This window comes from Flavobacterium coralii (genome assembly GCF_019891545.1).
GTDB lineage: Bacteria > Bacteroidota > Bacteroidia > Flavobacteriales > Flavobacteriaceae > Flavobacterium > Flavobacterium coralii.
The window spans coordinates 50,559-72,289 of the sequence record NZ_JAHDIU010000012.1; the positions used below are offsets into that span (position 1 = coordinate 50,559).

Consider the following 21,731-nt stretch of genomic DNA (forward strand, 5'->3'; position numbering starts at 1 on the left):
CTTTATGTTCAGGAAAAAATAGATTATCTTTGCATTTTGACAGACAGGCAAATGGATAATAATAAAAATCAGGATATTGTAAAAAATGTCTTCACTAAATTTCTGGAAGACAAGGGCCACAGGAAAACTCCTGAGCGCTATGCCATACTCCAGGAAATATATAACAGCCAGGAACATTTTGATATCGAGTCGCTGTATATAAAAATGAAGAACAAGAACTATCGTGTTAGCCGTGCCACGCTGTATAACACTATAGAGCTGCTACTGGATTGCGGCCTGGTGCGCCGCCACCAGTTCGGGCAAAACCAGTCGCATTATGAAAAATCATACTTCGACAAGCAGCACGACCACATCATTATGACAGATACCGGCGAGGTAATAGAATTTTGCGACCCGCGTATCCAGTCTATTAAAAAGACGATAGAAGAAATATTCGGTATAGAGATACATAACCACTCACTATACCTGTACGGGCAGAAGAAACAACAGCCTGCACCCGAAAATTAAAATATAGCTGATTGCAGCAACACCAAACCAACCCTAACAAGGATTGGTTTTTGTTTTTAAGGAATTATATAAACTACATAACACAAAACAACAATACAACAAATGACAGTAGATTTACTGCTTGGCTTACAGTGGGGCGACGAAGGAAAAGGAAAAATCGTTGACGTACTTACATCTAAATATGATATTATTGCCCGCTTTCAGGGTGGCCCGAACGCGGGGCACACGTTAGAGTTTGATGGTATTAAGCATGTGCTTCGCACAGTACCTTCGGGGATATTCCATAAAAACTCAGTAAACATTATTGGTAACGGCGTGGTGATGGACCCGGTGGTTTTCCAGAAAGAACTGGAAGGGCTTGAAAAATTTAATATCGATGTTAAAACAAGGCTGCTGATATCGCGCAAGGCACACCTTATCCTGCCTACACATCGCCTTTTGGATGCGGCATCTGAAGCAAGCAAAGGCAAAGCTAAAATAGGCTCTACCTTAAAAGGGATTGGGCCTACCTACATGGATAAAACCGGCAGGAACGGTATCCGCATAGGTGATATTGAAATGGATGATTTTAAAGAGCGTTACCGTGCTCTTGCCGATAAGCACCAGGCAATGATCGACTTTTATGATGTTGACCTGCAGTATGACCTTAAAGAGCTTGAAGAGGAATTCTTTACAGCCGTTGAGGTTTTAAAGGAACTTACTTTTATAGACAGCGAAGAGTACCTGAACAAAGCCATGAGAGAAGGTAAATCTATACTTGCGGAGGGCGCACAAGGCTCATTACTGGATATAGATTTTGGTACGTACCCGTTTGTAACCTCATCTAACACTACTGCGGCAGGAGCCTGTACAGGTTTGGGTATTGCACCAAACAGGGTAAAAGAGGTTTTTGGTATATTTAAGGCTTATACTACCCGCGTGGGCAGCGGCCCCTTCCCTACCGAGCTTTTTGACGAAGTCGGGGCAACCATGGCTAAAGTGGGTAACGAGTTTGGCTCTGTTACAGGCAGGGCAAGGCGCTGCGGCTGGTTAGACTTGGTTGCGCTTAAATATGCTGTTCAGGTGAACGGTGTTACACAGCTTTACATGATGAAGGGAGATGTGCTTTCAGGCTTTGAAACGCTTAAAGTTTGCACCGCTTATGAGTATAAAGGAGAAAGGATAAACCACCTGCCATATAACATAGAACCTGAAAATGTTACTCCTGTATATGTAGAGAAAAAAGGCTGGGAAGCCGACCTTACCGGTATGAGTACTTATGAGGAGCTGCCGCAGGAACTTAAAAAATATATTGAGTTTATTGAGAAAGAACTGGAAGTGCCTATAAAAGTAATATCTGTAGGGCCGGACAGGAAACAGACAATAATAAAATAGTAAAAAGCCGCGCATTAAAGTGCGGCTTTTTTGTTAAACAGGTTTAGTTCAGGTTAGTTACTGTTAGGAAACAGTTATGGTAGGATCCCAGTAATAGTATCCGTAAAGCTGCTGCGTTTCTCCGTCAGCGGCAAGCGTATATAAGGCAAAGCACACATAAAAGTTTTCTGTACCCTGCTTGCTTACCCTTGAGTCAAGTGAAATAAAACTGGCAGGGCCTGTTACCGCCGGCAATCCGTTTGCGGTACCGGTTTGAGGAAACACAACATTTGTGCGCGACACGGTATCTACCTGAAAGTTATTAAACACTTGGTCGCCGTTCCAGTATTTAAGGTCATATACTATTACCGCATCATCAGAATTGGCATAAATAGACTGCCCATATACCGAAAGGTAATCACCCGGATTAGCTTTAAAGCTAAGATCAGCTGTACCCTGCCCGCTGATTACACCCCGTGTGCCGGTACAAATCATAAACTGGCTATTGTGGTCTATTCCGGTAGGATTGTTTTGGTCCTGGCTCGGGCTTGGGTAATTAGCCTTTACATACTCTGTATCAATTACAATCAACAGGTTCATTGATTGTGCTGCTGCTTCTAAGTTTTCTTTTTTAAACATGATCAGTAAATTTTAGTTGGATGAATAAGATTTGTAAATTTCCCCCTGCTTTGCACAGGGGAAACTTTTTTTAGTGGTTGCAGTTGCAAGAGTTCATTGCACCACTGGCATGCAGCGCAAGTAATGCAGCAAACTGGTTGTCGTCAAGCTTGCTGGCCTGTAGTGCATCAGCAGCAAATGGCAGCGGAATATCAAAATGGTGCGACAGGCCAACACATTTCCAGCCGATGAAAGGCACATCCACACATATTTGCCCGCTAAGGTCAAAGCTTACTGTGTTATTAGCCTCTGTAAGGTTTGCGATGGCGATTACCAGTTTAACCCTTGGTATTGGCTGCCAGGTAAAGCTGGTATTGGTATCGAACTGGAAACTTTTAGTCCAGTTGCCAAACGGCGTGTTAAATGTAATGGTTAGCGTAACAATACCTCCCTGTGCGCTTGCACCTATACAGGCACTGCATCCTAATACTGAAGGTGTACACCACTGTGCCGCAGTTGCATAATCAAAATCGTTATAAACTGCTCCGTTTTCTACTTTTAAAGCTTTCATAAATTGTAATTTTTATAGTTGTTACCTACTCTGTTATTTAGAAATGGATTTTCGGTTTCCTCCGTGTTTAAGTAATTGGTTTAACAGGTTTAAATGGCCATTTTTACTGCTTTTACTGATGTAAATTTATACTCGGAAAAAGCTAAATAGCAGAAAAATGCCATGAAACGGCAATATCTTGTCATGAAACCGATATTTACAGGCATAAAAAAAAGCCGCCTGTTAAATAAAGGCAGCTTTTGTACGGGTTAAAGACTGATTATTTAAAAATAACGGTGTCTTTAAGAAAGTCCTTATACTTATCGCTGAGCGTAACTTTATGCCCTCCCTGCATCAGTATAAGATTGTCTGAAGGTATAATTTCGGAGGCGTGGCTGATATTGATAATGAAATTCCTGTGGGTTTTAAAAAACACCGCAGGATTTAAATATTCAGCTATGCGGTTTAATGATATCATTACCACAAATTTTTCCTGCTGTGTAATCACATTACAGTAGCGCTCTTCTACTTCTATATATACAATATCTGCTATTGCTACTTTTTTAAGCGACTTATTTTTCTTTATAAACAAATACTCCGGGCTTACCGTTGCATTTGTTTCTTCTTCAGTAACCTCATGCTGACCGTAAAATTTTTCGATTGCCATTTCTATAGCGTATAATACTTCAAGCTCATTAAACGGCTTGAGCAGAAAGCTAAACGGATGGGTTAGCTTTGCCCTTTCAAATATCTGCCTGTCGTTAGAGCTTGTTAAAAAAATAAACGGTTTCACGGCTCCGGGCACAGCACTTATGGCTTCGGCAAAAGTGATACCCTCAGGGTTGCCATTAAGGAATATATCCACAATAGCAATATCAGGCGTAGCTGAATAATATAGTGCCATTGCATCTTTAAACGAGGCAGCAACACCCACAACCTCAAAGTTATTGGCGTGCAATACAGCCAGAAGCCTGTCGCTTTCGGCAGGCGTGTCTTCTATTACTAAAACTTTAAGCTTATCCATTTTTGTGTGGCATTTGTAAGGTAATAATCATAGCAGTACCTTTTCCGGGCTCGCTTTCTATCGCTAAAGCCCCTTTGTTTTTAAGGAGTATCGATTTACACAACTGAAGCCCTAATCCGGCTCCTGTTCCATTCTTTTTATTAATCAGCACATCCGATTCTTTTAATACTTCTTCAATCACCTCAGCTGTCATTCCTTTACCTGTATCAGTAATACTGAGCTGTACTTTATTATCTTTTTTAACCGCTGCATCAATTTTTATTAATCCTCCACCGGCAGTATATTTAATAGCGTTGTCCAGCAAGTTGCGCAATACCAGCTTCAGGCTCTCACGGTCTGCAAACACAACAGCCCTTGCAGGCACATCAATAGTAAAATGTATGTCTTTAGCATGCATAATCGCAGTATAATTATAAGCCACCTGCTCTAACAGTGGCAGCAGTCGCAAAGCCTCCATATTAAAGTAGGCCTGCTTTGTTTGCAGCAATGCCCAGTTGAGCAGGTTGTCGAGCAGGTTGTAGGTGCTGTTGGCTATTTCGCTGCTGTTATGAAGCTGTTCGTCAAGCACTTCATATTCTTTCTGTTCATAATGCTGCAATAAATAAGCGTTACTGCTTTTTAGAGCGCTTACAGAGCTGCGCAGGTCATGGCTTACTATAGAAAAGAGCCTGTCTTTAGCCGCATTAAGGTCATTCAGTTTTACCTTTTGCGCTTCTATTATCCGGTTAATCTTTATTTTTTGCCTGTAAAAATAAATCAGTACAGCAATGAGAACCAGCAATATACCTGATGTATAAACAAGCCTGTCGCGCTCTGCCTTCTTAACTTTATTTTCGCTGATAAGCTGGTTTACCTCTTTTTGCTTTTGGGCCACAGCAAACTTTTTTTCAAGCTCAGCAAGTTCCCATACCTTGTTACGGTTATTTAAAGAATCGCGCCATGCTTCATATTCCTTACGATAGTTTAGCGCGGTTGTAAAATTTTCCCTGTTCTCCTCTACCACCGCCATATTGAGGGCTGCATTTTGCTTAAGCGCAAAATCATTCACTTTTTTAGAAAGCTCATATGCCTTTATAAAGTTAGGTATGGCTTTATCATCCTGATATTGCTCATAATAAAGTGTTGCAATATCCATATAAGAACCAATAAGCGCAAGCGTGTCTTTTGACTTCTCCTGCATTTTAAACCCTTTAAAAAGGCATTGCTCCGCTTCTTTAAACCTGCCCAGGTGCAGGTAGCAAAGGCCGAGGTTATGCGCCACGCTGCTTACCTTAAAGCCAAGTGCGGGCGTGTCTTCCAGTGCTTCAATCTCTTTAAAGTATGGTATGGCAAGTTTAAATTTATTTTGCTCCAGCAGTATTTCGCCTATAGAAAGCCGCACTTTATAATAAAAATCGAATTGTTGGCTAATGGCGGCATATTCTTTTAATGCCTCATCCAAAAGCCCCTTTCTTGCAAACCCCGTAGCACGGAAGTAACGGGAATAGTCTTCAACTTCGCTACTGTTATTTTTTTCAAGCTGCCGCATGGAATATACCATAACAGAATCCCACTCTTTCGCCAGGAAAAAAGTATGGGCTTTATAAAAGTCAGGCTGCTGCTTATACTGTCTGCCCTTTTCTTTTATTGTCTGATTAAGCAATGATAGGGTTGTATCTGCCTGCGCAAAAGCTATAACAGGCAGGCACATGGCAATACACCATAGGTATATCCGCAATGGTATTTTATACATTGTGCCTGCTTTTTACTATTAAAACCTCAGTTTAGTTACGCTGAACATTGGTTACAGTACCCCTTGATGCCTTAGGGTCTGTGTCCCATAAAAAGGTTTCTACTTCAGCAATTTTACTTATCTCTATTCCATGCACTGCAGCAGGGTCGAGTGTAAAATTCACCTGATAGGCATTAAACTCTGTTGCCATTGTACGCTTATAATCATAGCAGATGTAAAATTTTACAGGTGGCTCACCCTCAACATAAGGCTGAAAATCCTGGAAAACATCAAAAGAGGGATCAGCAATGGCTGCATCAAGAAACACTACTGCGCTTACTTTTATCTGGTCTGAGTCACTAAAGTAGGTTGCCTCTACCAACGGGGAAAGCGGAATGTCAGGGCATTTATTTTCAAAGCTTATTTTACCTACGGCGTTGGCAGATAAAATAACAATTTTTTGCCCCGGAGGGTTGACTGTGTAAGGTGTTGTCATCATAATTAGTCGTATTTAAGTAATTGTTTATATTCTTTTTTGGATGCATAAATATAAAGAATTTTCACTGATAATTAACAATTACGCTATCCGGCTTAAATATCTGCTGGAGCAGATAATAATATATTTATCCACATCGTTAGAGATTGAGCCCCTTATTAGCTGATTTTACGTAAATTTGCACTAAATTTTTAGAATTTGAAAAAGCACTTAGTATATACAGCTTTACTGCTCTTAGCCTGCTTTTGCGTTACTGCACAAAACGATAAGAAAATAAAGCTGGTAAAAAATGAATACCTTAATGCCGACGAGAATGAAGTGCCGGGTGCAGTAGTATTTATTGGCAATGTGCAGTTTGAGCACAACGGAGCCAACATATACTGCAATAAAGCCTACCTTTTTGAGCAGGAAAACTATGCTAAGTTGTTCGGAAATGTACGCATAACGCAGGGCGATACTTTGCACATGAATAGCGAATATGCCGAATATAACGGTAATAAAAGTTTTGCATTTGCAAGCGGCAAAGTAGTTATGCGCTCGCCCGATATGCGGCTTACCACCGATACTGTTTATTTTGACAGGACTGCACAACAGGCGTATTATAATTCATATGGCACCATTGTAAATAATGAAAATACTTTAAAGAGCAAATCGGGCAGGTACTTTGTAAACCAGAAAAAATACCAGTTTCTTACTGCCGTTACACTTACTAATCCTAAGTATGTATTAAAATCGAACCATCTTGATTATTACACTAACTCCGGGCATGCTTATGTGTTTGGGCCTTCAACCATAACAGGGAAAACAAACTACATTTATACCGAGAACGGGTTTTATGACACCAAAAAGAATTATGCGCACCTTCTCGATAATTCGTATATAAAATATGATACCCAGTATATTAAAGGCGACAGCATTTATTATGACAGGAACAGGGAGTTTTCTTCGGCCACCAATAATGTAAGCGTTACCGATACTATTAATAAGTTTAATGTGCGGGGGCATTATGCTGAAGTTTATAAACAAAAAGATTCACTGTTTATAACAAAACACGCGCTTGCCGTAACGCTGGTAGAGCAGGATTCGCTTTACACACACGCTAAACGTATTGTAGTTACAGGCAAAGAAGGCCAACGCATTGTGAGGGGCTATAATGATGCGCGTTTTTACAAAGTGGATATGAGCGGCAAGTGTGATTCCATTCATTCAGATGAGGCTAAGGGGCTTACACAGCTTATACGCCGCCCGGTGGTCTGGAACGGCGAGAGCCAGCTTACGGGTGATGTTATCCACCTGATATCGAACAGCCAGACAGAACAGATAGATTCCCTCAAGGTGTTAAACAATGCTTTTATAGTACAGAAAGATACGCTCGGCACCGGATATAACCAGGTAAAAGGGCAAAATTTATATGGTAAGTTCCGCGATAACAAGTTATATGAGGTTGACCTAATAAAGAACACCGAGAAGATTTATTACATGTATGACGACCTTGAGCTTGTGGGCATAGACAAAGGGCTGAGCAGCAAGATACATCTAAAGTTAAAGGATAACGCCATAACATCGGTACGCTCTATAAACAGGCCTGACAATACCTCATACCCTCCCGATGCGCTTCCTGAGAATGCCCGTAAGCTAAGAGGCTTTATCTGGCGCGGAGACGAGCGCATAAGGAGTATTGAGGACTTGTTCCCTCCTGAAGAGCAGCAACTGCATGAGGAGATACTCAAAAAAACAAAGGCCGTTAAAAATGAAGAGGTAAAACCTATGGAAGTTTTACAGGAAACGCTGGACTACGACAAAAATAACCCCAAGCCTAAACCCTTAGAGCCGGTTGAACAGCCGGCCCCGAAACCGGAAAAGCAACAATAAGCAATCCTGAGATTATATGATCCGTGATTTTTATAAGTACCAGGCACAAACCTCTCCTCACCCGCTGGGCATGGAGATTTCCCATGCTGATGGTTCCTACATTTATGATACAGCCAACAATGCCTATCTCGATTTTGTGGCAGGTGTTTCGGCAGCAAGCCTGGGCCACAGGCACCCGCGTGTAAACCAGGCTATAATAAACCAGTTAGATAAGTACAGTCATGTAATGGTATATGGCGAATATGCACAGCACCCGGCAACTGAATTTTGCAGGCTGCTGGCGCAGCACATGCCGCCACAATTAAGCAAGACCTACCTTACCAACTCTGGTACCGAGGCTACAGAGGGCGCATTAAAACTGGCACGCCGCGTTACAGGCCGCAGCCAGCTTATCTCCTGCTATAATGCTTACCATGGCAATACTATGGGCAGCATGAGCGTAATGGGTTTTGAAGAGCGCAAACAAATTTTCAGGCCGCTGGTTCCCGATGTAGATTTTATAACCTTTAACAATGAAGCCGACCTTGAAAAAATTACCGATAAAACTGCCGGTATTATATTAGAAACCATACAGGGTGGTGCAGGTTTTATTGAGCCGCATGACAACTTCCTGAAAAAAGTGCGCGAGCGCTGCAACAAAACAGGCACTGTTATGATACTGGACGAGATACAGCCGGGCTTTGGGCGCACAGGCAAGCTCTTTGGTTTTGAGAATTATGATGTTGTGCCCGATGTTGTGGTTATGGGCAAGGGCATGGGTGGCGGTATGCCTGTGGGCGCTTTTACCGCCTCGGCAGAAATGATGGATTTACTAAGCCACGACCCAAAACTGGGGCATATAACTACTTTTGGCGGGCATCCTGTTATAGCAGCCGCCTGCCTTGCTACCTTGCAGGAAATTACCGAAACTGACATTATGGCGCAGGCGCTGCAAAAGGAAAAACTTTTCCGTGAGCTGCTGGTGCACCCACTGATAAAAGAAGTACGTGGGCGCGGCTTAATGCTTGCCGCAATGACGGAAAGGCCTGATATAACAGATAAAGTAATACTTAAGTGCCACCAAAGGGGCTTAATATTATTCTGGCTGTTGTTTGAAGGTTGTGCCATCCGTATTACGCCGCCGCTAACCATATCTGAAGATGAGATACGCAAAGGGTGTGGCATTATTATTGAAGTTATGAATGAGGTTCTTAATGAACAGTAAAAACACGTGAAAATGTGTTAATTAAATTGTTCAAAAGAATACAAAATAAATTCCTTTAGAGCGAAACATTTAGTAACTTTAAGAAGGATAATAAAAACAAAGGAGTATGAATTTGAGCCACGAAGAAGAAGATAACAGTTTATCCTTATCAAAGTTCGAATCGATGTTGAAAACCAACAAAGTGCTGTTTTTTGACTCTGAAGAGTTTGAAGATATCATTTTGCATTACCTCGATACCGGAAAAATTAATTTAGCTAAAAAGGCCTTAAAACTCGGCCTGGAGCAACATCCCAGGTCAACAGGTTTAAAATTAGTACAGGTAGAACTTTTAGTTTTTGATGATAAGCTCGATCTGGCAGAGCGTCTTTTAAACGAACTTTATGCCATAGAGCCTACTAACGAAGAAATTTACATACAAAAAGCCAATATATACAGTAAGCGCGACCAGCATGATAAAGCGGTAGAGCTGCTTAAAACAGCCTTAGAATATACTGATGATTATGCTGATGTGTATTCGCTTATAGGCATGGAGTACCTTTTTATGGACAATCTTGAGATGGCCAAAGAAAGCTTTATCAAGTGCCTTGAAGAAGATACAGAAGACCATTCTGCCCTGTATAATGTGGTGTATTGCTTCGACTTCCTCGACCAGAACAGCGAAGCTATTGAGTTCCTGAATGGTTTTATAGACCGCAACCCTTACAGCGAAGTGGCATGGCACCAGCTTGGCAGGCAGCATTATACTTTAAAGCAGTATGAACCTGCCCTGCGTGCATTTGATTATGCTACTCTCATAGACGATAGCTTTTTAGGAGCATTCCTTGAAAAAGCCAAAACACTGGAAAGGCTTAAGCGTTATGAAGACGCGATAGCGTGCTACAATATAACTATGGAGCTTGACGACCCTACCTCTTTTGCATTATTGCGCGTAGGCAAATGCCACGAGCGTTTAGGCAATCATGAAAAGGCGTTAAAGTTCTATTTAAAAACGGTGCATGAAGACCCGTTGCTGGATAAGGCATGGATAGCCATTACCGATTTTTACATACGCCGCAAGAATTTCCAGAAAGCGCTGTATTATGTTAACAAAGCCATTGGCATAGATAACGAGAACAAGCTGTACTGGAAACGCTATGCTGCAATAAATAAAGCGCTCCACTTTCATGAAGAAGCCGAAGAAGGCTACAGAAAGGCAGTAGAGTTTGGCGATCACCAGCTTGATACCTGGTTATTCTGGGTAGATACGCTACAGTTTTTAGGCGAAAATGACTCAGCTATCAACACGTTGCTGCAGGCTACAGAGTATTTTCCTGAAGAGTATGAAATTGAATACAGGCTTGCAGGGTTATACTTTATGAGCAGCCAGAATGACAAAGCTATCTTTCACCTTAGCAACGGTTTAAGGTTAAACTACAGGAACCATGTAATGTTAGAGGAATTTTTCCCTACCATCTGGGATAGCAAAGTTGTGCAGGAAGCTATTGCACACCACAGGAATCATTAAAATATTTATCTGATCATAATGCCGCCTTTATAAAACAGGGCGGCTTTTTTTATTTATTATCATTATCTTACCACCAACTAAAAATTATTGCAATGAAAGAGATAAACTACGGCCTTGTAGGTTCTGATATAAGTTATTCCTTCTCCCCCGGCTATTTTAAAAAGAAATTTGAAAAGAATGGGCTTAAAAACTACAGGTACAATCTTTATGACATCTCTGACATCAATCAGTTACCGGATATAATTGCCGAAACAAAAAGGCTAAGAGGGCTAAACGTAACCATACCCTATAAAGAAGCCATTATACCATTACTGGATTCAACTTCTAAAACGGCAAAAAAAATCGGTGCTGTAAACACGGTTACAGTTTCTAAGAAAGGAAAACTTAAAGGTTTTAATACCGACCATTACGGCTTCAGGAAATCATTGAAGCCATTGCTTAAAGAACATCACGAAAAAGCACTTATACTCGGCACGGGCGGAGCATCAAAAGCGGTTGCCTATGCGTTGCGTAAGCTGGGCATAGAATATGATTTTGTATCCAGAAATGGTGATGAAGTTATATTCTCTTACACCGATCTTGATAAGGAGATTTTCGATGAGTATCATATAATCATTAACACTACACCACTGGGTACCTACCCTGATACCGAAGAATGCCCGCCGTTGGACTACAGTTTGTTTACCGATAAACATATTGCTTTCGACCTGGTGTACAACCCTGAAGTGAGCACCTTCCTTAAAAAAGCGGGAGAGCAGGGTGCCGTAACAAAGAACGGTTATGAAATGCTTGTTTACCAGGCCGAAAAAGCGTGGGAAATCTGGAATAAATAATTTCCCGAAACTACTGATGTTGAAGATAATATTGCTATTACATTAAAAAATTGCGGTTTATCTTGTAAATTAATCTTTTTCTTTGAATTTTAAACTTGCTTTCTTATCTTTCGCCATTAAAGCAGTACAAACCTTAAGCATTTACACAATGTCAGAAGAAAAGAATGATAACCTGCAATTTGCAGACGGAGGAGCCATAAGCGGCGCGGGAGATACCTTTGAGAATGGTTATATGCCCGATAATAAAGTGGTTGAAAACAGCGAAGTACCCGATGATCTTGAAGATATTACCAAGATACACGAAACGGAGGGACAACTGCCTTTTGCCCCTGTAGAAGTACTGAGCGGCGGCAAAAAAACTGCTGTGGATGCCATTGAGGAAAGTAATGCCGAAGAAGGTGAGAATGATTCTGCTGACAAACATGATTTGCCCGAGGTAAATTATGAATCACTATCTATGGAAGCGCTAACAGACGAACTCGAAAAGCTTACAACAGCTGAAAAAGTAATGTCGGTTAAGGAACACGTAGAAGAAATACGAAAAGAGTTTTACTCAAAATACCACGAGTTTATAGACGAGAAAAAAGAAGAGTACAGCCATGAAAATGATGGCGACACTACCGGTTTCGACTATAATTTCCCATTGAAGAACAGGTTCGACCAGATATACAACCAGTACAGGGACAGGAAAAACAGCCACTTTAAAAAGCTGCAGAACGACCTGAAAAGCAACCTTGACAACAGGCTTGCCATAATTGATGAGCTTAAAAATCTTGTGGACAGCGAAGAAAGCATGAAAGATGCCCTTAAGCATGTTAATGAGCTTCGTGAGCGCTGGAGGAACGCCGGCCCTATTCCGAGAGACAAGTACAACCACGTATGGAATAACTTCCACTTCCACATGGAAAGGTTTTACGACCACCTGCACCTTGACAGGGAAACCCGCGATATGGACTTTAAGCATAACCTTGAGCAAAAGCAAAAAATTATAGCACGTGCTGAAGAATTGCTGCAGGAAGAAGATATTGTAAAAGCATTCAGGGAGCTGCAATCGCTTCATAAAATGTGGAAAGAAGAAATAGGCCCTGTTTCCCGCGAGCACCGTGAGGAAATATGGAACCGTTTCAGCGAACTTACCAAGCAGCTGCACGACAAGCGTGAGGCATTTAACTCTCAGATAAAAGAAAGAGAGCAGGAAAACCTCCGCAAAAAACAGGAAATAACGGCAATGATAAACGAAATTGCCGCTGAAACTGTAAGCAGCCACAACGGCTGGCAAAACCAGATACGCAAAATAGAAACTTTACGAAATGAGTTTTTTAATGCAGGCAAAGTGCCGCTTGAGGTAAATGAAGATACCTGGGCAGCATTTAAAGCTGCCGTAAGGAACTTTAACAGCTCTAAGAACTCCTTCTATAAAGAAATAAAAAAAGAGCAGCAGGACAACCTTACCAAAAAACAGGAGCTCGTTGCAAAGGCGCAATCGCTTAAAGACAGTGAGGATTTTGCTGCCACTACCCCTGTTATGAAACAAATACAGGAAGACTGGAAAAAAGTTGGGCATGTGCCACGCAAATATTCTGACGAGCTTTGGAAAGAGTTTAAAGCTGCCTGTAACCATTATTTCGACAAGCTGCACGCACACCGCAACGAAGCTAACAAGGAAGAGCTTGATGCATTTGAGAAGAAAAAAGACTATCTCGATTCATTAAAAGATTTCGAACTTACAGGTAACCATAAAACCGATCTTGATGCTATCAAAAAGCACATTGAGAACTGGAAAGCCATAGGACGTGTACCTCAGAATAAAAGGCATATAGAGGGTAAATTTAACAAGGTGCTTGATGCACTGTTTGATAAACTGAGCCTGTCTAAAAAAGAAGTTGAGATGGTTAAATTCAGTAACAGGCTGGAGCAGCTTGCCGATAGCGACGACAGCCGCAGGCTGGAAAATGAGCAGATATTTATAATGCGCAAAATTGACGAAGTGCAGGGCGAGATACTACAGCTTGAAAACAACATTCAGTTTATATCTAACGCCAAGGCAGACAACCCTTTTGTAAAAGAAGTAAGAAAGAGTATAGACCGCCACAAAGAAGAACTGAATACCTGGAAAGAAAAGCTTAAGCAGGTAAGGAATATCAACCAGGGAAATGAATAATTACTTTTACACCAACTAAAAATGCAGGCATTATTATTAATTGCGGGAGTACTCATCATTGCATATAACTCTTTGTAAACATTTCCAATCTCAGTACACTGGCTTCGGAGGCGTTACGCCTAAATACCGTTAACGGGTACTGGGATGCTTATTTTAAAAGCTGTGTGAGCGCCCGTGCAATTATTTCGAGCATTATCGGGATGATATTTGCATTTTTGCTGTACCTGGCGCTTACCCTGATTATTGCTTTCAGGGGCGAAGCGGTTAAAAAAGAAATTGCATTGGCAAAAAGCACCGGTTATAAGTTTTATTATGAAAATATACCTTCGCTTTCAGAGCAAAAAAAGAATTTTCACAGCAACGTGAATATTTGCGGCATAGCAGAAACAGATATAATGGCTACTGGTATTGTAAGGCTGGACCTTGCACAGATAATGGCACACATACAAAAAGAATGTGAGACAAAAAACCTGACGCTGCGTTATGAGGTAATGCAGGAGATACAATTAGGTAACGATACTGCCACACTGCCTTTTTTATTCACAATAAACAATGTGGATTACCCACTGTATGTTATTTATACTGAAGAACACAAAAAACAGTTCATCGCAGTTAGTGAAAAGCTGAAAGCTGCAGGCATTAATGATGTGCTGTACTATTCACTTCTACCAATAAAAGAACCCGAGGTTATTGTAACCGATACTGTAGAAATAACCCCCGGGCTGGTTTAAAGCTTTTTAGCTTCATTCCAGAAAACATCCATTTCGGCGAGGGTCATATCTGCAAGAGGTTTACCCAGTTCTGCAGCCTTGCTTTCAAGGTACTGAAAGCGCTTTATAAACTTCTTATTAGTTCTTTCCAGTGCATCTTCGGGGTTAATATTAAGGAAACGGGCATAGTTTATCATAGAGAACAATACATCTCCAAACTCTGCCTCAATCTTTTCCGTGTTACCGCCCTTAACCTCATCCTGAAACTCGGCAAGCTCTTCCTGTACCTTATCCCAAACCTGGTGCGGCTCATCCCAGTCGAATCCTACGCCTTTTGCCTTATCCTGAATGCGGCTTGCTTTAACGAGTGCCGGTAAACTTTTAGGTACGCCTTCCAGTACTGATTTCTTTCCTTCTTTCAGCTTTAGTTTTTCCCAGTTTTGCTTTACCTGCTCTTCATTCTCCACCTTAACATCACCATATATGTGCGGGTGGCGGTGTATCAGCTTATCACAAATAGTATTAGCAACATCTGCAATATCAAAATCGCCCGTTTCACTGCCAATTTTCGAATAGAAAACAATGTGGAGCAATATATCGCCAAGCTCATTTTTAATTTCCTGCAGGTCGTTATCCAATATGGCATCGCCCAATTCATATGTTTCCTCAATGGTAAGGTGCCTCAGGCTTTCCATTGTCTGCTTCATGTCCCACGGGCATTTTGCCCTAAGGTCATCCATAATATCCAGCAGCCTGTTAAAGGCCTGTAGTTGCTGTTGGCGTGTATTCATATAACGGCATTTTTTGTAAAAATAAAAAATCCTGCCGCTTTAAAGCAGTGGCAGGATAATTATTATTAGTAAGATAATAAATTACTTTTCTGTTTTAGCCTCTTCTTCTGCCGGGGCTTCAGCTTCTTCCGTACTGATTTCTTCTTCTTTGTTTACAAGCCCTTTAGCCTGTAACATGTTATACCAGTTCAGTATCTTTTTAATGTCAGAGGCATAAACCCTGTCTTCGTCAAACTCAGGAAGCACCTCGCGGAAATAGCTTTCCAGTGTAGCGTTATCTTCTTTATGAGAAATGGCAGCTCCGTTATCTTCTTTTTCTGCTATGGCTTTAAATACTTCAGCAAGGCGCACCTCGCCATCATAAGTATAAACTGATATTTCGGACAGCAGGCTAACGTTGCTTCTTAATCCTACAGTTACCTTTTTACCATCAGTAAGCGATTCTGCCACAAAACCTGTTCTGGTTTGTAATTTAAGTGCATATAATCCCGGTTTTCCGGAAATGGCTAATATTTTTTCTATACTCATTCCTGTATTTTTTTTAAAGGGACACAAATATCACATCTTTGGCCTAAAAAACAAAAATTATCTGCCTTTTTTGGCAACAAATTTCATCTTGTAGTCGGGCCTTGTCTTCCCTTCCATTATGTTTTGAAGTTTCTTTTGTATCAGGCGCTTTTTAAGCGGCGATATCTTATCGGTAAACAATATACCCTCAATATGGTCATATTCATGCTGTATAACCCTTGCAATGATACCATCGTGTACTTCTGTATGCTTATTAAAATCTTCGTCAAAGTATTCTATGGTAAGTGTTTCTTTGCGGTAAACGTCTTCACGCACTTCGGGTATGCTCAGGCAGCCTTCATTAAAGCCCCACTCCTCACCTTCTTCTTTAGTAATAACGGGATTTATAAAAGTCCTTTTAAACTTGCTCAGTTTTTCCTGCTCTTCCATGCTTAGGTCTTCATCTTCACTAAAAGGCTGTGTATCTACTATAAACAACCTGATAGCCAGCCCCACCTGTGGTGCTGCAAGCCCAACCCCATAAGCATTATACATCGTTTCATACATATCGGCAATCACCTTTTTAAGGTCAGGGTAGTCTTTGCTTATTTCCTCACCTTTTTTGCGTAGCACCGGGTCGCCATATCCTACAATAGGTAAAATCATTTTTCAGGGTTTTAAAAAGGCGCAATTGTGCCTTAATTCATTAATATCGTGCCGCAAAAGTAGTAAATAAAAAGTTAACCGCTTTCTGCCGCCCGCAGGTCAAATGCTAAATTTTTGTGAGAAAAACCATTGCCCGGACTTAATGCCTTTACCATTGCTTACCTTTGTAGAAGATTAATGGTAATGATACAGCGAATAAAGCAGTTTGCCGACAGCACTAATTTTACAAAAGCCGTAGTTGTTACGGTTGCTGCAGTAGTACCCGTACTTATACTGGCACATTTTGGCTTTTTTGAAACCGGGTTTGCTATTGCTATCGGTGCTGTGCTTACCTACCCGGCCGATATACAAAGTAACCTTAGCCACCGCATTAAAGGGTTGCTCTCTGCTACTGCTATAATAACACTCTGCACGCTGACAGTAAATCTGTTGCATGATTTACCTGTAGTATTTTACCCTGTTGCGCTGCTGCTTGTTTTTTTCCTGAGCATGATATCGGTTTACGGGCAAAGGGCTACAATGGTTTCCTTCTCGGGGCTTTTGGCTATTGCGCTTGCTACAGGCCATATCCACAAAGGTTTTGAAATTTGGGAGTATTGCGGACTTATATTAAGTGGTGGTCTCTTTTATACATTAATATCGGTATTGTTCAACTATTTTAGTCCGCACCGCTATACAGAGCTGCAGGTTGCCGAATGCCTTAAACTTACGGGTAGGTATATGAAGCAGCGTGGGCATTTATGGAAGCCTGATGCCGACAGGGAGAAAATTATAGAAAAGCAGCTTTTTATTCAGGTTGAACTGAATACCATACACCAAAACCTTCGCGAAATGCTGCTTCGCACCCGCAGCAATGCAGGTAACTCTAACCGCAGCCGGAAGATGTTGCTTGTCTTTATTTCCCTTATGGAGGTGCTGGAACTGGCATTGTCTAACTCGTTTGACCATGACAAGATACAGGATAAGTTCAGCAATTATCCTAAAGTACTTACCACCTACCAAAACCTGGCTTATAACTTAGCTGCAGCACTGAAAAATATTTCAAAAAGCCTGGAGAATAAAAAGAAATATGTATCGGCACACCATCTGTTGGAAGATTTGGAATATTTTGAGAGAGCTATTGCCGAGTATGAACATGAAGTTGGGCATGAAGCCGCAGCAGAGGGTGTTATAATGCTTACCAACATGCTACACTATGCCGAAAAGCAGATAGAAAAAATAAAGATTATAGAGCGGGCACTTACACTTAACGTCAATTTTAAAGACATGCAGGGGCGTGACAAGGATCTGGAGAAATTTCTTGCGCCTGAATATTATCCCCTCCACACCCTGAAAGAAAACCTGAGCTTTTCTTCAACTATATTCAGGTTATCACTACGGCTTACCATAACAATTGCCCTTGGCTTTTTTATTGGTGCCCTGCTACCCTTGCAAAATGTGTACTGGATATTACTTACCGTTGTGGTTATTATGCGCCCCGGTTACGGACTTACCAAACAACGTTCCTACCAGCGTATTGTGGGTACCGTTCTGGGTTGCATTATTGCTTTTGGCATATTATACCTTGTGAGCCACCCGGCTATTATTGCTACACTTGCTATTGTATGCATGCTGATGGGCTTTACATTTACAGCCATCAACTACCGAATAGGGGCAACTTTTGTTACAATTTATGTTGTTTTTGTGTATAGCATGCTTAACCCTGATATTACCCATGTTATACAATACCGTATTTTAGATACTGCCGTGGGTGCATTACTGGCCTTTGGTGCTAACTATTTCTTTTGGCCGGCATGGGAGTTTATTCAATTGCCTGTATACATCAAAAAGGCAATATCAGCCAACAAAGATTACCTCGCGGAAATAGCTGATTTATATAATAAAAAAGGGAGCGTGCCAACATCGTATAGGGTAGCCCGCAAAAACGCATTTATAGAAGTAGGCAACCTTACTGCATCTTACCAGCGTATGACACAGGAGCCTAAATCTAAACAGAGGCAACAGGCGCAGGCTTACAAGCTTGCGGTACTGAACCATACATTATTGTCGTCTTTAGCGTCGTTAGGGGCGTATATACAATCGCACCACACTAGTAAAGCTTCAGAGGCTTTTAATGTGGTGGTACAGGCTGTAACGCGTAACCTTAACAATGCCGTTGCCATGCTTGCACATGAAGATGCCATACAAGCCCCTGCAAAACAGCAAGAAGAACTGGCAGCCCGTTTTACCGAATTAAAAAACATAAGGGCACGTGAGTTGCACGAACGTTACAGCAATGACGAAGAAACCCTTAAGCTAAAATTACAGGAAGCCCAGCTAATAATAGAACAACTGGTGTGGCTAACCAATATTTCTGAAAAGATTGTAAAGGCAGCAAGGCAGTTGGAGAGTGTAAAGTAGTTAATAATCAAATCTTTTTGCCGGGCTGTAACCGTGCCTTTTCATAATGGCAGTGAATTCATACGCTTCACTCTGAGTCATTATTCCGTTTTTAAAGGCAAGCCTGCAAAAGGTATATTCTATTTCAGTTAAATTCCCTTTTCTGTTTTCTTCCTTTATTAATGGATAAAAGATTTTCTTCCAGTCATCTGAAGCCTTTTGAATAATAAAAGTGGCGCGAAAGGGATTAATCTTTACGTATTTATTCAGTTTGGTGGTTGTAGGGTAGCCATAGCGCTTAATTATTGTATGCAGGTTAAGTGCATTTCTGTTATATACGCGCACTATAAAATCTGCTGCTGTAGGAGGCACTTCATTAACCTGGTAATCAAGATAAGAAGATATATTGGTTGACGGATAGGGGTTCCGGGCTACTATAGAATCATTGTAATATGTGTAAAAGGGTACTTCTAAAACTCCTCCTGCCCTCCTGATGTCTCCTTCCAGCTTCATCGTAACATCATTAAGGTAATCCATAAACTTAAGGCGCTCTATAAGCTGTTCATGGTCTCTTTCCAATAAAATGTCTTTACTACTTTGCGGGAATACGTTTAATGCGAACAGCATACAATAAATCAGGAGTAATTTTTTCATAATTAATTAATTGGGTGGAGTAAAAATAAAATAATTATTATGAATAAAAAAACCACCCGCTTGGGTGGTTTGTATAAATTACACATAAAAAACTTCATCGAGCTTTTCCAGTTTCAAAATTTCGGCGGCATCATACCTTACCTTTTTTAGCAATTGCAGGTTATCGTTCAGGTGCTGCCCGTATGAGGGTATCATCTCCCGTAGCCTACTTTGCCATGCTGCCGACTGCATTTTATCTTTAAAGCACTTATTGAGTACATCAATCATTATACTTACCGCTGTACTTGCACCGGGCGATGCACCCAGTAAAGCTGCCAGGGTACCATCGGCGCTTGTTATAACCTCTGTACCAAATTCCAGCTTTCCGCCCTGTTCAGGGTCTTTCTTAATAACCTGCACACGCTGCCCGGCTGTTTCCAGCTCCCAGTCTTCGGGTTTGGCGGTAGGCAGGTATTCGCGTAAGGCTTCCATTCTGTCATCTCGCGATTGTGTAACCTGTTCTATAAGATATTTGGTTAGTGACAGGTTGTGGTAACCCGCAGCAAGCATTGGGCCTATATTATTTACTTTTATACTAAGGGGAAGGTCAAGGTAAGAACCCTGCTTTAAGAACTTGGTACTAAAACCGGCATAAGGGCCAAAAAGGAGTTCCTTTTTACCGTTAATCATACGGGTATCTATATGCGGGACAGACATTGGCGGTGCACCAACACTTGCCTTGCCATAAACTTTAGCATCATGCTTTTGTATAACCTCTTCATTTATACACTTAAGCCATTGCCCGCTTACCGGGAAACCGCCAAAGCCCTCACCTTCCGGTATGCCCGATTTTTCGAGTAAGGGCAGAGAGCCACCGCCGGCACCTATAAAAACAAACCTGGCATATATTCTTTTTTTATCTCCCGTGGCAAGGTCTTTTATCTTCAGCTTCCATTTGTTACTGCCACTGCGCGAGCGCCTCATAGAGCGTACTTCGTGCCCAAAGAACAGGTTAACATCAGGCTGGGTGCGCAGCCATGCAAACATATCCCTTGTTAGCTCCCCAAAATTAACATCGGTGCCTATAGCCATGCGTGTCGCAGCAATTGGCTCACCAGTAGCACGGCCCTCCATTACAAGCGGCATCCATTGGGTAATAACAGCAGGGTCTTCAGTATATTCCATACCCTTGAAAATAGGGTACTGCTGTAACGCATTATAGCGTTTTTTCAGGTATTCAACATTATCTTTACCCCATACAAAACTCATGTGAGGGGTGCTGTTTACAAAATCTTCAGGGTTGGTAATGCGCCCCTGATGCACAAGGTATGTCCAGAATTGTTTCGATTCTTCAAAAAACTCAGCAATTTTAACTGCCTTCGCAGTATCTATAGTACCATCAGGCAGTTCGGGCGTGTAGTTAAGCTCACAAAAAGCAGAGTGCCCTGTACCGGCATTGTTCCATGCATCAGAACTTTCGGCAGCAGCCACGTCAAGCCTTTCGTAAATATCAATTTTTATTTCAGGCATAAGCTCTTTCAGGAACATGCCCAGTGTAGCGCTCATTATCCCGGCGCCAATAAGGATAACATCGGGTTCTGTGTGTATATTTTGAGACATCGGAAATTAGTAGAAAAGATTAAAATGCAAAGGTAAGATGCACATTCTAAAACTTTTCTTAAGGCCTTATGATTAATATCATAAAGCTTTATTTTTACCAAAACTGAAATGTTTAAAGTATATTTTTTCGTGATAAATAATCCTGCAGCATAATTGTTGCCGAAATTTCATCTACAAGGGCTTTATTTTGCCGTTGTTTCTTCTTTAAACCACTATCAATCATGGTCTGGAAAGCCATTTTGCTGGTAAAGCGTTCATCTATACCTTCTATTGGCATATCAGGAAATGCGGTTTTAAACTTTTCTGTAAAAGCAGCTACAAGCGGTGCACTTTGAGACGGCTCATTGTTCATCTGTTTCGGAATACCGACTATAACTTTTTCTACTTTTTCTTTTGCAAAATATGATTGCAGCCATGCAATAGCCGTTTCAGATGGTATTGTGGTTAAGCCAGTTGCTATCATCTGCATTTCGTCTGTTACTGCTATGCCTGTGCGTTTTAAGCCATAATCAATTGCCATTATCCTGCCCTGCCCGCTTTTTCCGAATAATGACATAATATTATCTTTACCCATGTATGCTGCTTAATCTTT

General features: G+C 41.3%; 20 protein-coding genes. 9 read left to right on the forward strand and 11 right to left on the reverse strand.

The genetic code is table 11. The features are described 5' to 3' along the window. Positions 1–51: 51 nt before the first annotated feature. The gene (locus tag KJK34_RS14265) at positions 52–507 is read left to right on the forward strand and encodes a Fur family transcriptional regulator (RefSeq protein WP_223054572.1); all 456 of its coding nucleotides are present in this window, start codon (positions 52–54) and stop codon (positions 505–507) included. A 102-nt stretch (positions 508–609) separates the two neighbouring features. Next, positions 610–1,881 carry an adenylosuccinate synthase gene (locus KJK34_RS14270; RefSeq protein WP_223054573.1) on the forward strand — a complete coding sequence of 424 codons (1,272 nt, stop codon included), beginning with the start codon at positions 610–612 and terminating at the stop codon, positions 1,879–1,881. 63 nt (positions 1,882–1,944) lie between these two features. Here the strand turns inward: KJK34_RS14270 and KJK34_RS14275 are convergent, their stop codons facing one another. From KJK34_RS14275 to KJK34_RS14295, 5 genes are all read right to left on the reverse strand, one after another. Then, positions 1,945–2,499 (reverse strand): inclusion body family protein, encoded by a 555-nt coding sequence (locus tag KJK34_RS14275; RefSeq protein WP_223054574.1) that lies wholly within the window; start codon positions 2,497–2,499, stop codon positions 1,945–1,947. Between the two features lie 70 nt (positions 2,500–2,569). Then, positions 2,570–3,049 carry a hypothetical protein gene (locus KJK34_RS14280; RefSeq protein WP_223054575.1) on the reverse strand — a complete coding sequence of 160 codons (480 nt, stop codon included), beginning with the start codon at positions 3,047–3,049 and terminating at the stop codon, positions 2,570–2,572. A 259-nt stretch (positions 3,050–3,308) separates the two neighbouring features. Continuing rightward, complete coding sequence (locus tag KJK34_RS14285) at positions 3,309–4,052, reverse strand: LytR/AlgR family response regulator transcription factor (RefSeq protein ID WP_223054576.1); 744 nt, start codon at positions 4,050–4,052, stop codon at positions 3,309–3,311. Next, entirely contained in the window at positions 4,045–5,784 is a 1,740-nt protein-coding gene (locus tag KJK34_RS14290) for a tetratricopeptide repeat-containing sensor histidine kinase (protein ID WP_223054577.1), read from the reverse strand. The genes KJK34_RS14285 and KJK34_RS14290 overlap by 8 nt, the downstream gene beginning before the upstream one ends. 31 nt (positions 5,785–5,815) lie before the next feature. Next, the gene (locus KJK34_RS14295; protein WP_223054578.1) at positions 5,816–6,262 is read right to left on the reverse strand and encodes a hypothetical protein; all 447 of its coding nucleotides are present in this window, start codon (positions 6,260–6,262) and stop codon (positions 5,816–5,818) included. A gap of 195 nt (positions 6,263–6,457) precedes the next feature. Between KJK34_RS14295 and KJK34_RS14300 the strand changes: the two genes are divergently transcribed. From KJK34_RS14300 to KJK34_RS14325, 6 genes are all read left to right on the forward strand, one after another. Then, positions 6,458–8,131 carry an OstA-like protein gene (locus KJK34_RS14300; RefSeq protein ID WP_223054579.1) on the forward strand — a complete coding sequence of 558 codons (1,674 nt, stop codon included), beginning with the start codon at positions 6,458–6,460 and terminating at the stop codon, positions 8,129–8,131. Positions 8,132–8,147: 16 nt separating this feature from the next. Next, positions 8,148–9,335, forward strand: coding sequence for an aspartate aminotransferase family protein (locus KJK34_RS14305; RefSeq protein ID WP_223054580.1), 1,188 nt, complete (start codon positions 8,148–8,150; stop codon positions 9,333–9,335). 106 nt (positions 9,336–9,441) lie between these two features. Beyond that, positions 9,442–10,839 (forward strand): tetratricopeptide repeat protein, encoded by a 1,398-nt coding sequence (locus KJK34_RS14310; RefSeq protein ID WP_223054581.1) that lies wholly within the window; start codon positions 9,442–9,444, stop codon positions 10,837–10,839. 92 nt (positions 10,840–10,931) lie between these two features. Then, positions 10,932–11,672, forward strand: a complete 741-nt coding sequence (locus tag KJK34_RS14315; protein ID WP_223054582.1) for a shikimate dehydrogenase family protein — start codon at positions 10,932–10,934, stop codon at positions 11,670–11,672. Between the two features lie 148 nt (positions 11,673–11,820). Next, positions 11,821–13,833 (forward strand): DUF349 domain-containing protein, encoded by a 2,013-nt coding sequence (locus tag KJK34_RS14320; protein ID WP_223054583.1) that lies wholly within the window; start codon positions 11,821–11,823, stop codon positions 13,831–13,833. Positions 13,834–13,997: 164 nt separating this feature from the next. Further along, complete coding sequence (locus KJK34_RS14325; protein ID WP_223054584.1) at positions 13,998–14,564, forward strand: hypothetical protein; 567 nt, start codon at positions 13,998–14,000, stop codon at positions 14,562–14,564. On the opposite strand, the gene mazG is transcribed toward KJK34_RS14325, so the two are convergent. The 3 genes from mazG to def all read right to left on the reverse strand — a co-directional run bounded on the left by mazG (position 14,561) and on the right by def (position 16,507). Beyond that, positions 14,561–15,334 (reverse strand): nucleoside triphosphate pyrophosphohydrolase, encoded by a 774-nt coding sequence (gene mazG, locus KJK34_RS14330; RefSeq protein ID WP_223054585.1) that lies wholly within the window; start codon positions 15,332–15,334, stop codon positions 14,561–14,563. The genes KJK34_RS14325 and mazG overlap by 4 nt on opposite strands. 81 nt (positions 15,335–15,415) lie before the next feature. Beyond that, the gene (locus KJK34_RS14335; protein WP_223054586.1) at positions 15,416–15,862 is read right to left on the reverse strand and encodes a DUF5606 family protein; all 447 of its coding nucleotides are present in this window, start codon (positions 15,860–15,862) and stop codon (positions 15,416–15,418) included. 57 nt (positions 15,863–15,919) lie between these two features. Continuing rightward, the gene (def, locus tag KJK34_RS14340; RefSeq protein WP_223054587.1) at positions 15,920–16,507 is read right to left on the reverse strand and encodes a peptide deformylase; all 588 of its coding nucleotides are present in this window, start codon (positions 16,505–16,507) and stop codon (positions 15,920–15,922) included. A gap of 183 nt (positions 16,508–16,690) precedes the next feature. Between def and KJK34_RS14345 the strand changes: the two genes are divergently transcribed. Beyond that, complete coding sequence (locus tag KJK34_RS14345) at positions 16,691–18,907, forward strand: FUSC family protein (RefSeq protein WP_223054588.1); 2,217 nt, start codon at positions 16,691–16,693, stop codon at positions 18,905–18,907. On the opposite strand, the gene KJK34_RS14350 is transcribed toward KJK34_RS14345, so the two are convergent. From KJK34_RS14350 to ruvX, 3 genes are all read right to left on the reverse strand, one after another. Next, positions 18,908–19,540 (reverse strand): hypothetical protein, encoded by a 633-nt coding sequence (locus KJK34_RS14350; protein WP_223054589.1) that lies wholly within the window; start codon positions 19,538–19,540, stop codon positions 18,908–18,910. A gap of 78 nt (positions 19,541–19,618) precedes the next feature. After that, complete coding sequence (locus KJK34_RS14355) at positions 19,619–21,139, reverse strand: malate:quinone oxidoreductase (protein WP_223054590.1); 1,521 nt, start codon at positions 21,137–21,139, stop codon at positions 19,619–19,621. Between the two features lie 112 nt (positions 21,140–21,251). Continuing rightward, positions 21,252–21,713, reverse strand: coding sequence for a Holliday junction resolvase RuvX (gene ruvX, locus KJK34_RS14360; protein ID WP_236937663.1), 462 nt, complete (start codon positions 21,711–21,713; stop codon positions 21,252–21,254). Positions 21,714–21,731 lie beyond the last annotated feature (18 nt).

What these genes read in the sequence shown, in the direction of transcription:
- KJK34_RS14285 (WP_223054576.1), bottom strand. Translation starts at nt 4,052, where the DNA reads ATGGATAAGCTTAAAGTTTTAGTAATAGAAGACACGCCTGCCGAAAGC.
- KJK34_RS14310 (WP_223054581.1), top strand. Translation starts at nt 9,442, where the DNA reads ATGAATTTGAGCCACGAAGAAGAAGATAACAGTTTATCCTTATCAAAG.
- KJK34_RS14335 (WP_223054586.1), bottom strand. Translation starts at nt 15,862, where the DNA reads ATGAGTATAGAAAAAATATTAGCCATTTCCGGAAAACCGGGATTATAT.
- KJK34_RS14280 (WP_223054575.1), bottom strand. Translation starts at nt 3,049, where the DNA reads ATGAAAGCTTTAAAAGTAGAAAACGGAGCAGTTTATAACGATTTTGAT.
- KJK34_RS14265 (WP_223054572.1), top strand. Translation starts at nt 52, where the DNA reads ATGGATAATAATAAAAATCAGGATATTGTAAAAAATGTCTTCACTAAA.
- def (WP_223054587.1), bottom strand. Translation starts at nt 16,507, where the DNA reads ATGATTTTACCTATTGTAGGATATGGCGACCCGGTGCTACGCAAAAAA.
- KJK34_RS14295 (WP_223054578.1), bottom strand. Translation starts at nt 6,262, where the DNA reads ATGATGACAACACCTTACACAGTCAACCCTCCGGGGCAAAAAATTGTT.
- KJK34_RS14315 (WP_223054582.1), top strand. Translation starts at nt 10,932, where the DNA reads ATGAAAGAGATAAACTACGGCCTTGTAGGTTCTGATATAAGTTATTCC.
- KJK34_RS14305 (WP_223054580.1), top strand. Translation starts at nt 8,148, where the DNA reads ATGATCCGTGATTTTTATAAGTACCAGGCACAAACCTCTCCTCACCCG.
- KJK34_RS14320 (WP_223054583.1), top strand. Translation starts at nt 11,821, where the DNA reads ATGTCAGAAGAAAAGAATGATAACCTGCAATTTGCAGACGGAGGAGCC.
- KJK34_RS14270 (WP_223054573.1), top strand. Translation starts at nt 610, where the DNA reads ATGACAGTAGATTTACTGCTTGGCTTACAGTGGGGCGACGAAGGAAAA.
- KJK34_RS14290 (WP_223054577.1), bottom strand. Translation starts at nt 5,784, where the DNA reads ATGTATAAAATACCATTGCGGATATACCTATGGTGTATTGCCATGTGC.
- ruvX (WP_236937663.1), bottom strand. Translation starts at nt 21,713, where the DNA reads ATGGGTAAAGATAATATTATGTCATTATTCGGAAAAAGCGGGCAGGGC.
- mazG (WP_223054585.1), bottom strand. Translation starts at nt 15,334, where the DNA reads ATGAATACACGCCAACAGCAACTACAGGCCTTTAACAGGCTGCTGGAT.
- KJK34_RS14275 (WP_223054574.1), bottom strand. Translation starts at nt 2,499, where the DNA reads ATGTTTAAAAAAGAAAACTTAGAAGCAGCAGCACAATCAATGAACCTG.
- KJK34_RS14345 (WP_223054588.1), top strand. Translation starts at nt 16,691, where the DNA reads ATGATACAGCGAATAAAGCAGTTTGCCGACAGCACTAATTTTACAAAA.
- KJK34_RS14355 (WP_223054590.1), bottom strand. Translation starts at nt 21,139, where the DNA reads ATGTCTCAAAATATACACACAGAACCCGATGTTATCCTTATTGGCGCC.
- KJK34_RS14350 (WP_223054589.1), bottom strand. Translation starts at nt 19,540, where the DNA reads ATGAAAAAATTACTCCTGATTTATTGTATGCTGTTCGCATTAAACGTA.